Below are 13,264 nucleotides of genomic sequence, written 5' to 3'. Positions count from 1 at the left end.
ACCTCAGCAATATCAACGCATTTTTGGCGAAAAAGCTCAGGGCTGGACAAAAGGTATTAAAAAGGTATTGTATTGACATCCATGAGGGGGAATCACTTGGAACACCGCGCGACCGAACAGTTGCATCCGAACGCCAGGGGGCTGGACCAGCGCCCGCTGGCCGAGTCTGCCGCACTGCTGGTCGAGGGGCAGATCGCCGCCGCATCCAGCGTACGGCGCGCCGCCACGGCAATTTCGCGCGCCGCCCCGTCCATGGCAAACAGCATACGGACCGGCGGCGTACTGCATTATGTGGCCGCTGGATCCTCTGGCCTGATGGCCGCGGCCGATGCACAGGAATTGGGCGGTACCTTCTCCATCCCGCCAAGAAACATCCGCATTCACATGGCGGGCGGCTTGCCCAGCGGCGTCGAAATGCCCGGAGACACCGAGGACGACGCGGCCGGGCTGGCAGGTGCGCTGAAGGATGTCGCCGCGCGCGACACCGTCATCGCCATCTCGGCAAGCGGGTCCACGCCCTTCACCGTGACCGCCGTCCGGATCGCCAGGGCGCAGGGTGCAACAGTCATCGGCATCGCCAACAATGCGGATACGCCACTCCTGGAAATCGCCGATCATCCGATCCTGCTGGACACGCCGCCGGAACTTTTGTCCGGTTCCACACGCATGGGAGCGGGCACGGCGCAAAAGATTGCCCTCAACATGCTTTCCACACTCATGGCGGTGGAGCTGGGGCACGTTCATGATGGCATGATGGTCAACCTGCGCGCCGACAATATCAAGCTGCGCGCCCGCGCGGCCGGAATCGTGCGCCGCATCGCCGGCGTGAGCGAAGTCGCCGCACAAGCGGCGCTTGAGGCAACTGGCGGCGCGGTCAAACCGGCCATTCTTGTCGCCGCCGCGAATCTTTCACCGTCCGAGGCAGAAGACCTGCTTTTTGACACCCAAGGCAACCTGCGCGCCGCCCTGGCGCGTGCAACCTGACACTTTGATCCAACTGGGAGGACAACCATGTCACAAAAATCACTGATCCTGGCGCTGATGGGCTCGACCCTGATCGCCACCGGCGCGCTGGCGCAGGACGCAACACTGACCATCGAAAGCTGGCGCAACGACGACCTGACGCTCTGGCAGGACAAGATCATCCCCGCTTTCGAGGCCAAGAACCCCGGCATCAAGGTGAAATTCACCCCCTCTGCTCCGGCGGAATATAACGCGGTGCTGAACTCCAAGCTCGACGCGGGATCTGCGGGCGACCTGATCACCTGCCGCCCCTTCGACGCATCGCTGGCGCTTTATGATTCGGGCCGCCTGGCCGGCCTGAACGATCTTGAAGCCATGAACAACTTTTCGGACGTTGCGAAATCCGCCTGGACGACCGATGACGGCTCGGTGACATTCTGCGTTCCCATGGCGTCCGTGATCCATGGATTCATCTATAACAAGGATGCCTTCGACGAACTGGGCCTGTCCGTGCCACAAACCGAGGACGAATTCTTTGCGGCTTTGGACGCGATCAAGGAAGATGGCAGCTATATCCCGATGGCGATGGGCACCAACGACCAGTGGGAAGCCGCGACCATGGGCTACAACAATATCGGCCCGAATTACTGGAAGGGCGAGGAAGGCCGCAATGCGCTGATCAGTGGCGAACAAAAACTGACCGATCCGCAATGGGTTGCCCCCTATGCCACGCTGGCACGCTGGGCCGACTATCTGGGCGACGGATACGAGGCACAGACCTATCCCGACAGCCAGAACATCTTTACCCTGGGTCGCGCGGCAATCTATCCGGCGGGTTCGTGGGAAATCTCGGGCTTCAACGCCCAGGCTGATTTTGAAATGGGCGCCTTCAAGCCGCCGGTGCAGAAGGCCGGCGACACGTGCTATATTTCGGACCACACCGATATCGGCATCGGCATGAATGCCGCCACCGACAATCCCGAAGCGGCCAAAACCTTCCTGTCCTGGGTTGCAAGCCCGGAATTCGCCGAGATCTTCGGCAACGCGCTGCCCGGCTTTTTCCCGTTGTCCAAGGCACCTGTCGAATTGCAGGATCCGCTGGCCAGAGAGTTTGCTTCATGGCGCGGCGAATGTGAATCGACCATCCGCTCTACCTATCAGATCCTGTCACGCGGCACGCCCAACCTCGAAAACGAGACCTGGGGCGCTTCCGTCGCGGCCATCAAGGGTACCGCAACACCCGAGGAACTGGGCCAGAAGCTGCAAGACGGCCTGGCAAGCTGGTACGCGCCTCAGCAGTAACTCTCCCCTACTGCATCTCTCCGGGCGGGCCTGTCCGCCCGGGGAACCCTGAACCGGAGGCCTCCCCATGCATCGCGCCCGTATCCGCTGGCATATTGCCGTATTCCTCGCGCCCGCCGTCCTGATCTATTCGGCGGTGATGATCTTTCCGCTATTCAACACGCTGCGACTGGCGCTTTATTCCAAGGTCGATCAGGAACGTGTCTTTGTCGGATTGCAGAATTTCCAGACCCTGTTCTTTGATCCGATCTGGTCCGAACAGTTCTGGAACGCGCTGGGCAACAATTTCTGGTTCTTCATTGTTCACATGCTGGTGCAGAACCCGATCGGCATCGCGCTGGCCGCGATCCTCAGCCATCCGCGCCTGCGGTTCGCCGCCCTGTACCGTTCGGCCATCTTCATTCCCACGATCATGTCCTTTGTGATTGTCGGCTTTGCATGGAAACTGATCCTGTCGCCAATCTGGGGGATAGCCCCGTCGATGCTGGATGCGGTTGGCCTGAAATCCCTGTTCGCGCCCTGGCTGGGCAAAGAGGAATACGCCCTGACCACGCTGGCTCTGATTTCGGTCTGGCAGTTTGTCGGCATTCCGATGATGCTGATCTATGCCGCGCTCCTGTCGATCCCCGAAGAGATCCTGGAGGCCGGCGAGGTGGACGGCATCACGGGGGCCTCGGCCTTCTGGAAAATCAAACTGCCGCTGATCCTGCCGTCGATCGGGATCATTTCGATCCTGACATTCGTTGGCAATTTCAACGCGTTCGATCTGATCTATGCCGCGCAGGGCGCCTTGGCCGGGCCGGATTTCTCAACCGACATCCTGGGCACGTTCATGTATCGGACATTCTTTGGTTTCCAGCTGCAACTGGGCGATCCGCATATGGGCTCGGCGATTGCAGGCGCCATGTTCGCGATCATCCTGATTGGTGTCTGCATCTACCTGTTCGGCATCCAGACCCGGATGCGCCGGTACCAGCTGTAAGGACTCGACCATGAACAAGGCCCGTACAAACCCGTTCAACACACTCGCCATGCACGGCGCGCTGATTTTCTATACGCTGATCGCGCTGTTCCCCGTGTTCGTCATCCTGATCAACAGCTTCAAGACCCGCAAGGCGATCTTTCGCGAGCCTCTGGCCCTGCCCGATGCCGACAGTTTTTCCATGGTCGGCTATCAGACGGTGATGAAGCAGGGGGACTTCTTTCTCTACTTCCAGAACTCGATGATTGTCACCGTCGGATCGCTGTTCCTTGTCTTGTTGTTCGGAGCAATGGCGGCCTATGCGCTTAGCGAATATCGCTTTCGCGGCAACATGATCATGGGGCTTTACCTGGCGCTGGGGATCATGATTCCGATCCGCATCGGCACCGTCGCCATTCTGGAAATGATGGTCGCCACCGGATTGGTGAACACGCTTTGGGCGCTGATCCTGGTCTATACCGCTCAGGGCCTGCCGCTGGCTGTCTTCATCCTGTCTGAATTCATGCGCCAGGTATCGGACGATCTCAAGAACGCCGGGCGCATCGACGGGCTTAGCGAATACACGATCTTTTTCCGCCTTGTCCTGCCACTGGTCCGCCCGGCCATGGCCACGGTGGCGGTGTTCAACATGATCCCGATCTGGAACGACCTGTGGTTCCCGCTCATCCTGGCCCCGGCCGAAGAAGTCAAAACCCTGACATTGGGCAGCCAGGTCTTTATCGGGCAGTTCGTGACCGATTGGAACGCCGTGCTTTCCGCGCTGTCCATGGCGATCCTGCCGGTGCTGATCCTGTATGTCATCTTCTCGCGGCAACTGATCCGCGGCATCACATCGGGAGCCGTCAAATGACCCGCGTTCTGATCGCCGGGCTGGGCAATATGGGCCTGTCCCATGCCCTGGCTCATCATCGCCACCCCGGCGCCGAAATAGTTGGGCTAGTGAACCGCTCTGGCGTGGTTGACCACCCCGAGCTTGGCCACTATCCGGCCTTTGACGATTTCCACACGGCGCTGGCGGAAACGCGCCCGGATCTTGTGGTCGTGGCCACTTATTCCGACAGCCACGCGGACTTTGCCATAGCCGCGATGCGGGCCGGGGCGCATGTCTTTGTGGAAAAACCGCTGGCCACCACCGTGTCCGACGCGCGCCAGGTTGTTACCGTGGCGCGGGAAACAAGGCGCAAGCTCGTGATCGGCTATATCCTGCGCCACCACCCGTCCTGGCAGCGCCTGATCGCCGAGGCACGCGGGCTTGGCGGGCCATACGTGTTCCGTCTGAACCTCAATCAGCAGTCCAGCGGACCGGAATGGGACACCCATAAATCGCTCATGCAAACCACGTCACCCATCGTCGATTGTGGTGTGCATTATGTCGACGTGATGTGTCAGATCACCGACGCCGCGCCGGTGCGCGTGCATGGCATCGGCCTGCGCCTGAGCGACGAAATCGCCGAGGACATGTACAATTACGGCCAGTTCCAGGTGACGTTTTCCGACGGTTCGGTCGGCTGGTACGAGGCAGGTTGGGGGCCGATGATGTCCGAGACCGCGTTTTTCGTGAAGGATATCATCAGCCCGAACGGTTCTGTCTCGATCAGCGATGCCGACAAGGGCGCCTCGGCCGATGTGGACGGGCATACACGTGTCGGTGGTATTCTGGTTCATCGACCGGCCGGCGACACCCTGATCGACATGCCCGGCGAACCGGGCCATCAGGAATTATGCGATGCCGAGCAGGATTTCATGTTGCGTGCCATCGCCGAAGACATCGACCTGACCCGCCATATGAGCGACGCCGTGCAATCGCTGGCCATCTGCCTGGCAGCCGATGAAAGCATCCGCACCGGCTGCATCGTGACCCTTGAGGAGACTCCGCAATGACCGCGCTGACCCTGACCAACGTAAACAAGACCTTTGGCAAGGTGCATGTCCTCAAGGACATCAGCCTTGAGGTGGAAGACGGCGAATTTGTCGTTTTTGTCGGCCCGTCGGGCTGTGGCAAGTCCACCTTGCTGCGCGTGATCGCCGGGCTGGAAGATGCCAGTTCCGGCGAGGTGCGGATCGGCGGCGACCTCGTCAACACCACACCCCCGTCAAAACGTGGCATCGCGATGGTGTTCCAAAGCTACGCGCTTTATCCCCATCTGACCGTGCGGGGCAACATGACGCTGGCCCTGAAACAGGAACGCCAGCCCAAATCCGTCATCGAAGACCGCGTGGCCAAAGCCAGCCGGATGCTTGATCTAACCTCCTATCTGGATCGCTACCCGTCCGAGCTTTCGGGCGGACAGCGCCAGCGGGTGGCCATCGGGCGCGCCATCGTGCGCGAACCGAAACTGTTTCTGTTTGACGAACCGCTCTCGAATCTCGATGCCGCGCTGCGCATGAACACCCGTATCGAGATCGCCAACCTGCACCGCCAACTTGCCGCTTCGATGATCTACGTGACCCACGATCAGACCGAAGCGATGACACTGGCCGACAAGATCGTCGTGCTGCGTGACGGCCGGGTCGAACAGATCGGCTCGCCCATGGAGCTTTACAACAACCCCGCCAACCAGTTTGTGGCCGGTTTTCTGGGGTCGCCCTCTATGAACTTCCTGCCCGGCGACCTTCTGCAAGGGGGCGATGAACGCACGATCGGCATTCGCCCCGAGGACCTGTTCCTGAGCGACACCGGCGCGCTGACCGCACAGGTCAGCCATGTCGAACAGCTTGGCGGCGACACCAACGTCATCGCGCATGTCCAGGATCATCAGATCACCGCACGCCTTTTCGGCCAGCACGCAATCGAAGCGGGGGACACTGTTCGCCTGGGCTTTGATCCCGCAAAGACCTATGCCTTTGATCGGGACGGTCAGCGTGTTTCACCGACATAGACATGGCGCTGCCTCCTGAGGCTGTCTGCTCAGGAGGCGAATCTTCGCCTTGATTCACGGTTCCGCGCGGACACGGAAAACAGGGTGCGGCGTTGCGGCCCCGCGAAACACGATTGCCACAGGGCGCAAAAGTGCGCCGGGCGCTCGCTGAACGTGACCGGAGATCGGCACTGCCCGTGGAACGAGTTGCCGGACGAAAAAACCTGCGATTTCTCACCAGGGCGGCTTGGCAGACGGCTTGCTGTGCCGGGTTGCCGCACTCCACAATTTGCATTCCAGGCTTTTGCAATGCATCCGGAGTATGTCTCATCAGGCCCATCAATGGGGCTTGTGATGCATGCGCATTCCCGATTTCGACAAGCCGGAAACCATTTCATTTTACATGCAATTATACTTCGGCATTACGGCGGGAATGCTTGCGACCCAGAGCGCTGCCATGTATCACCGCGTTCGGATGCGGGTGTGGCGGAATTGGTAGACGCACTTGGTTTAGGTCCAAGCGCCGCGAGGCGTGGGGGTTCGAGTCCCTTCACCCGCACCACACTCTCCTTTTGAAATCAGAAAAACCGTGCAAGCAAGGGGTTGGGCGGTTTGAGGGTGCCCAAGGACTTTCGAGGACTCGTCGGTTCGACCGAATTGCGCTCCTGAGCTGGCCCAGTTCCCGTTGAATAGCGTTTGAGGGTTTCTCGTTCTTGGCATGAAGAATACGCCTCTTCATCAAGTGAAAAGTATCCACCAAACCGGGGGATCTCCAACCCCATTCTGATTGGGCAGGTCTGCTACGTGGTCCCTATCCAACAGGTCACTGGTCAATTCCGGTCTCGGCAATGGCGAGTAGCTTGCTGTGCCGCCTTTGGAAAACCTTTTGTCAATCGCCAGTTACTGCCGAAGCAGCACGGTTTCGTTGACATCAAGGCCGCTTAAAACTTCGATCCGGTTGTTGGCCTCCGGCTCTCCCAGCGTGACAAAGCGTCGGCTTAGACGGCGTTCGGGACCGACAGTGGTGGCAAAATCGAGCTGGCCAACCTGACTGATCGCGGAAATCGGGACCAACAGCTTGGTGCGTTGCCCCGCCGGTATCGCGACCCGCGCGAACAGGCCGGCATAAAGCTGTGGATCGCCCGGAAGCCCGACCTTGACCAACAACGTCCGCGCGCCGGGCTCTGCAAAGGGCACGATTTCCTCAATGATGCCTTCGAAGGTCATACCGCGCGCCGGTACGTCGATTTCGAGGCTCTGACCAATGGACAGATGGACGGCCAGGGTTTCCCGCACCGGAACTTCGACCCGCAGTGCAGACGGATCGTAAATCCGCAGAAGCGGACGGCCAGGCGATGCCATCTCGCCCGGTTCTGCCAGCCGATCCACGACAATGCCCGCCATTGGGGCGCGGATTTCCGTATAAGCAAGCGCCGCCTCGGCCGCGTCCAGCGCCCTTTCCAGACGATCGACATCCGCCTTGGCGCCATTAAACTCGGCGGTGGCCTGGTCAAGGCGCTGGCGGGCGATAACGTTGCGGGTAAACAACTCCTGGAAGCGATCCAATTCGCTCTTGGCCAGGTCGAGCCGGGCCTTGGCCGCAGACATTGCCTGACGCGCCTGGGCCGCCCGTGCCAACGGCTCCTTCCGGTCCAGTTCGACCAGGATCTGGCCTGCAAGCACGGCTTCGCCCGCTGATGCCCGCACGTCGTCGATCCGTGCCAGGATTTGCGACGAAACCTCGGTTTCCAGGGCGGATGCGACAGCGCCACTTGTCCATTCGGTAATGTCAGTCACCGTCCGTTCAACCTGTGCGATCCGGGCGTCTTCGGGCGCACGTGGGCTCGCTATTTCTGCCGGGGTGGGCGCGATCCGTTTGTCGAACCCACCTGACAGCCACAGAACTGCGCCCACGATGACAACCAAGCCGACCACCAGCTCGATCGTTCTCCTGATGATCATCTTCATTGAGACGCCTCCTTCATCCGCGCGGGCAGCCCGTGGCCCGGCCGGTTTCGATACACCCAGAAATATGTCATTGGCACCACAAGCAGGGTGAAGGCCGTGGACACGAAAAGCCCGAAAATCAAGGCCCAGGCAAGGCCCGAGAATACAGGATCAAGCGTGATCGGGATTGCGGCCAGAACCGAAGGACCGGCCGTCAAGAGAATTGGGCGCATCCGCACGGCACCGGCTTCGAACAACGCATCGCGCAGTGTTTGCCCCCGTGCCAGGCCCACATGCAGGAATTCGATCAACAGAATGGCATTGCGCACCGCGATACCGGACAACGCGATCATTCCTATCATTGCTGTTGCTGTAAAAAACACCGGGTTCCCATAGCCCGCGATTGGCGCCCCGGTAAGCAGGTTCAGCACCCAAAAGCCGGGCATGATACCGATCATCGTCAGCGGGATCGAGATCATGAGAATAAGCGGCATCGCGTAGCTGGCCGTCTGATACACCAGGATCAGGTAAATGCCGATCAGAGCGACGCCAAAAGCGATGCCGAGATCGCGGAACACGTCGCGCGTGATATTCAGTTCGCCTTCGCCGAACCACGCGACCGAAATCCCCTCTGGCAGGGCCCAGGCAAGGCCGCCACCATTGTCCAGGAAGCTGCGGTCGGACACCGGACGTGGATTTCCCTGATCTCCGGGTTTGGCCTGTACGACGCGGTCTGCCGCAATATCGGCGACAACGTCGGCAGGTGCCCGCCCCACCGGTTCGGCATAGACATAGGCGACACGGCGCAAATTCTTGTGATAGATTGCCTTTTCCGCGGGACGACGCTCAAACGTGCCCAATTCACCCAGCCGAACCACCGGAACCGGCGCTTCGGCGATGCCACCGCTTGTCCGGGTCTTGACCACTCCGGGCCGCCCTTTCACCGCCATGCCGTCAAGCGCCTCGGTACCCGACCGTTCGGCCCGATCCAGTTGCAGGCGGATCGGCAGCGGGGACACCTCGCGCGGCTGCTGAAGCCGCGCCACGTCTAACCCTGACAGCGCCATCGTGACAGTCTGCACAATATCGTCGGTCGCGACGCCCGACAGGGCGGCCTTTTCCTTGTCGGTCACAAATACCAGCCGCGTGCTGTCATCCTCGACCGTTGAATCAACATCGCTGACCCCCGGTTCGGCGATCAACCGCGCCTCGAGCGCGCGGGCGGCGCCGCGGATACGTTCATAGGGTAGATCGGGCTCTCCATAGACCTCGGCAGTGATGGTCGCCAGCACGGGTGGGCCCGGCGGCACTTCGACGATGGCGATTCGTGCCCCGGCGGCATGTGCCACGGCTTCCAGTTCGTCGCGCAGTCGCAGGGCGATCTCGTGCGATTGCATTTCGCGTTCGCCCTTGTCCACCAGGTTCACCCGTATCTCGGCGACGTTGGGACCTTCACGCAGGGCGTAATGCCGGACCATGCCATTGAAATCCATCGGCGATGCAAGGCCGGAATATATCTGGAAATCGCGTACTTCGGGGGCGCGGCGCAGAACCTCGGCCAGATCGCGTGCAATGGCGTCCGTCCGTTCAAGGGTTGTACCTTCCGGCGGGTTGATAACGATCTGGAATTCGTTCTTGTTGTCGAAAGGCAGAAGCTTGAGCGGCACGTCGCGCAGTGCCATCAGCATTGCCGCGACCCCGAACAGAATCACAAGCAGCCCCCCGAAACTCCACGCATAAGCAGGACGCCGAACCAAAGGGCCCAGAACCCCGGCATAGGCGCGGTAAAGCATGGATTGCTGGATCGGCGCGACCGCCGTTTCGTCACCGCCGCCGGCTTTTCTGGCGAGCACATGATAGGATATCCAGGGCGTTATCGTGAACGCAACGACCATCGACATCAGCATGGCGACGGGAACATTCAGGGCCATCGGGCTCATGTATGGCCCCATCATGCCGGTGATCAGATACATCGGCAGGAAGGACACGATCACAGCCAGCGTGGCCAACAGGATCGGTGGTCGGACCTCGTTGACAGCCGTGCGCACGGCATCGAGCGCAGATTCCCGACCCATCTTCAAATGGCGGTGGATGTTTTCCACGTCGACAACCGGGTCATCCACGACCATTCCCAGCGACAAAATCAGCGCGAAAAGAGTGACTCGGTTGATCGTATAGCCCGCCCAGTAGTTGACCGTGAGCGTCAGAGCGAAGGTGATCGGCACAGCTGTCGCCACGATCAATCCCTCGCGCCAGCCCAGGGAATAGGCCAACAGCGCAATGACGATGATAACCGCGACAAGCAGTGCCTCAAGCAGTTCATTCACCTTGTCGTTGGCCGTCTCGCCGTAGTTGCGGGTAATCCGGGCCTGAACGCCTTCGGGAAACAGAACCGGTGCCAGTTCATCGACCCGTTCGATCACCCGGTCGGCGACCTCGACCGCGTTGGTGCCTTTTTGCTTGGCAACGGCGACATGGACAACGGGATAATAGGTGCCTTGCTCCAGTCTGGTAGCTCCGTCATCGGCGGGGCCAAATCCGATCGAGGTATAGCTTGTGCGCTCACCCGGACCGTCGATAACCTGCGCAACATCGCCAAGCAGGACTGGATTGCCGTCGACCACGTTCACTACGGCCCGTGTCAGATCTTCGGCGCTATCAAAGAAGCCGCCCACCTCTACCGGGAATGACCGCTCGGCACGGTCGAACGACCCGGCCACCTGCTGAACGTTCGACACGCGAAGGGCCCAGGCGACATCCAGCGCAGAGGTCTGACGCGCCGCCAGCCTGGCGGGATCAAGTTCAACCCGGATCACCCGCGGCCGCCCCCCGTATATCGAAGTCTTGTTGGTATCGTGCAAAGCCTTGAGTTCGATCTCAAGCTCTTCGGCAATGCGCCTCAATTCAAAATCCCCGACCGCCTCGGGCCGGTCGCTCCACAGGCTGACATTGACGATCGGCACGTCGTCGATCTCGATCGGCTTGACCACCCAGGACGTAACATCGGGCGGGACGATATCCGTGTTGGAGTAGAGCTTGTTGTAGATCTTGACCAGGCTGTCCTCGCGATCCTCACCGACAAAAAACCGAACCGTGACAACGGCACGCCCGGCGTAGGATGCGGAATAGACATGCTCGACACCATCGATCTGGTTCAGGAGCTTTTCAAGCGGCGTGACGATCTGACGTTCGACCGCTTCCACCGACAGGCCCGGCGCCCGGATGAAGACATCCGCCATTGGCACGACGATCTGCGGCTCCTCTTCGCGCGGGGTAAGCGCGATGGCTCCGATGCCCAGAACGAGCGAGACAATCATGATGAAAGGCGCCATGCTGCCACGCAGGAAGATGTCGATTAGTCGGCTTAGCACGTCAATGTTCCCGTTTTCCCAAACGTCAGTGTCTGTCGGAGGCCGGGTGCCTCCAGGCGGCGCCAATCGTGAAGTTCTCGAGTCGGCAGACCAGACCTTGACAGGTTATTTAGATATTCCTAATTTACATTTCATGTATATAGCAACCCTAAAATCACGTGCAACCGAAGTTGCGGATCTGATGAAGATGCTGTCCAACCCGCATCGGCTGATGATCCTGTGCGAACTGCTCGAGGGCGAACGCAGCGTGGGCTTGTTGCAGAAAGCCGTAGGAATCGGGCAGTCTTCTCTGTCTCAGCACCTAGCAAAGCTGCGTCATCATGGCCTGGTCACGGTGCGGCGTGAAGCCCAGACAATCCATTATTCGCTCGCCGATCCCTACGTGCGTGAGGTGATCTCGCTGCTCTATCGGCTTTACTGCGAACCCTTCGAGGCCAGACTATCAGATGCCTGAAGCGCTCACCAAACCGATCTCGCCTTCTGCGACTGGGCGCGCACCGTGCTCAAAACCCGCGACAAAGTCTACTATTCGTGCTGGTGGTAGCCCCGCCGCTTTTCTTTTTCACCCGCGTTTTTCATGTCCACCCGAGCCACCATCACCATCGCCGATGAACAAGCCAGCTTCGACATCTACCAACACCATGACGGCTGCGGATTTCGAGATGCTGCGTTACAAACGGTGATGCTGTGTTGGGCAACCAGTTCTGGCAATGACGAATTTCCAGCTCGATGTCCCGCCACATCGTCTTGTGTTCTTGGTACTCCGCCAGCCGATCACGTCCCGTGTTTTCCATCGCTACAAGCGTATCGGTAACGAAATGAGCGGCCAGCTTTGCACATAGCGGACCTCCGTCCCTCTGACGCGCTCTCGGATCGCGGCATGGTTCCGATATGACGTTGCTGACACCCCAAGAATTCGCGCAGATGGAGCGCCTGCTGGCCGATCTGCTGCCGCACACGCGGTCTGAGGAAGAGGCCGCGCTTTTGCAGTTGCACGCGCGTCTGCAAGTGATCTACGAGGCACAGTCCGGTTTGAATGCGTCGCGTGACGTGATCGCGTTATCGCGTTGGGATCGCAAAATCGGCGATGATGTCACGCAACTCTGCCAGATCCTTGCCATAGCCGCATTTGGGGCGCTGGAATTTATTCCCCATCAACTGCGCTTGCGCTCGGTCCACCACATCACGCTTGGTCAGCTGATCCTGAAACCAGTGGCGCAAGGAATAGAGGCTCTGCCGCTTATCGGTCACGATGCCACTATCCCGCAGGTTTCTGTTGATGATGCTGGTTGCATACATGTTCTTGCGCCGATGTCTCAATCGCTTTCAGCGGCGGCTCTTCTTGGTGCTGTTCTCCTTACAAATTGAGTCCAGCACCACGGAAATCGCGGCAGGCATTGGGCTAGGGTAAGCAGGGTATGGCGAACGGATTTGACAAATATTTCGAGGCGGTTTTCAAGACAAAGTTCCTTGAGGCCAAGGGCAATGCATTTCAAGATTTTTTCACCGACACAATGTCGAGGGCGCACCCAGAAGACTTTGTTCCGTGCCGTCCGTGGGGTATGACCTGCCACTGAACTTTCATCCAGCCGCGACCGGAGCCCGGTTTGTGTTTACGCCGATTGGCGCAGGTTGAGCAATCGCCCGACGCGTGGAGCTTTCATCTCGCGTAGCGGGGCGGGCGATTGCGGTGGTCGGGGTCCGCGCATAGTCAGCCGGGGTTTGGTAGTCCAAGGCTGAATGGGGTCGTTCGGTGTTGTAGTCTGAAGTGGTCCCGGAAATCCGGACAGTTAGCTAAGGTGTATCCCGAACTTTTTGGAGGGATACGAGATGGCGAAACG

Annotated in this window: 11 protein-coding genes and 1 tRNA gene; 9 read left to right on the top strand and 3 right to left on the bottom strand. The window is 59.7% G+C overall.

The window, feature by feature from the left end:
• Positions 1 to 96 precede the first annotated feature (96 nt).
• From I3253_RS16550 to I3253_RS16520, 7 genes are all read left to right on the top strand, one after another.
• Positions 97 to 984, top strand: a complete 888-nt coding sequence (locus tag I3253_RS16550; protein WP_232237166.1) for an N-acetylmuramic acid 6-phosphate etherase — start codon at positions 97 to 99, stop codon at positions 982 to 984.
• A gap of 27 nt (positions 985 to 1,011) precedes the next feature.
• On the top strand, positions 1,012 to 2,265 hold the full coding sequence (locus I3253_RS16545; protein WP_197918927.1) for an ABC transporter substrate-binding protein: 1,254 nt from the start codon (positions 1,012 to 1,014) through the stop codon (positions 2,263 to 2,265).
• A 67-nt stretch (positions 2,266 to 2,332) separates the two neighbouring features.
• On the top strand, positions 2,333 to 3,247 hold the full coding sequence (locus I3253_RS16540) for a carbohydrate ABC transporter permease (RefSeq protein WP_197918926.1): 915 nt from the start codon (positions 2,333 to 2,335) through the stop codon (positions 3,245 to 3,247).
• Between the two features lie 10 nt (positions 3,248 to 3,257).
• Positions 3,258 to 4,097 (top strand): carbohydrate ABC transporter permease, encoded by an 840-nt coding sequence (locus I3253_RS16535; RefSeq protein WP_197918925.1) that lies wholly within the window; start codon positions 3,258 to 3,260, stop codon positions 4,095 to 4,097.
• On the top strand, positions 4,094 to 5,128 hold the full coding sequence (locus tag I3253_RS16530) for a Gfo/Idh/MocA family protein (RefSeq protein ID WP_197918924.1): 1,035 nt from the start codon (positions 4,094 to 4,096) through the stop codon (positions 5,126 to 5,128). The genes I3253_RS16535 and I3253_RS16530 overlap by 4 nt, the downstream gene beginning before the upstream one ends.
• Positions 5,125 to 6,126 (top strand): ABC transporter ATP-binding protein, encoded by a 1,002-nt coding sequence (locus tag I3253_RS16525; RefSeq protein WP_197918923.1) that lies wholly within the window; start codon positions 5,125 to 5,127, stop codon positions 6,124 to 6,126. The genes I3253_RS16530 and I3253_RS16525 overlap by 4 nt, the downstream gene beginning before the upstream one ends.
• A 456-nt stretch (positions 6,127 to 6,582) precedes the next feature.
• Positions 6,583 to 6,667, top strand: a tRNA-Leu gene (locus tag I3253_RS16520).
• A 338-nt stretch (positions 6,668 to 7,005) separates the two neighbouring features.
• Here I3253_RS16520 and I3253_RS16515 read toward each other — a convergent pair.
• On the bottom strand, positions 7,006 to 8,073 hold the full coding sequence (locus I3253_RS16515) for an efflux RND transporter periplasmic adaptor subunit (protein WP_197918922.1): 1,068 nt from the start codon (positions 8,071 to 8,073) through the stop codon (positions 7,006 to 7,008).
• The gene (locus tag I3253_RS16510; protein ID WP_197918921.1) at positions 8,070 to 11,423 is read right to left on the bottom strand and encodes an efflux RND transporter permease subunit; all 3,354 of its coding nucleotides are present in this window, start codon (positions 11,421 to 11,423) and stop codon (positions 8,070 to 8,072) included. Before I3253_RS16510 ends, I3253_RS16515 begins: the two co-directional genes overlap by 4 nt.
• Before the next feature lie 97 nt (positions 11,424 to 11,520).
• On the opposite strand from I3253_RS16510, the gene I3253_RS16505 reads away from it, so the two are divergent.
• Complete coding sequence (locus tag I3253_RS16505) at positions 11,521 to 11,877, top strand: ArsR/SmtB family transcription factor (protein ID WP_232272182.1); 357 nt, start codon at positions 11,521 to 11,523, stop codon at positions 11,875 to 11,877.
• 437 nt (positions 11,878 to 12,314) lie between these two features.
• Positions 12,315 to 12,791, top strand: coding sequence for a hypothetical protein (locus I3253_RS16500; protein ID WP_197918920.1), 477 nt, complete (start codon positions 12,315 to 12,317; stop codon positions 12,789 to 12,791).
• 213 nt (positions 12,792 to 13,004) lie between these two features.
• Here I3253_RS16500 and I3253_RS16495 read toward each other — a convergent pair whose 3' ends face one another.
• The gene (locus I3253_RS16495; protein WP_408647846.1) at positions 13,005 to 13,205 is read right to left on the bottom strand and encodes a hypothetical protein; all 201 of its coding nucleotides are present in this window, start codon (positions 13,203 to 13,205) and stop codon (positions 13,005 to 13,007) included.
• Positions 13,206 to 13,264: the final 59 nt, after the last annotated feature.

Source organism: Thiosulfatihalobacter marinus, from assembly GCF_016019955.1.
Taxonomy (GTDB): Bacteria; Pseudomonadota; Alphaproteobacteria; order Rhodobacterales; family Rhodobacteraceae; genus Shimia; species Shimia marinus_A.
The sequence above is the reverse complement of the archived record's forward strand: the minus strand, read 5'-3'. Positions and strand labels throughout refer to the sequence as shown.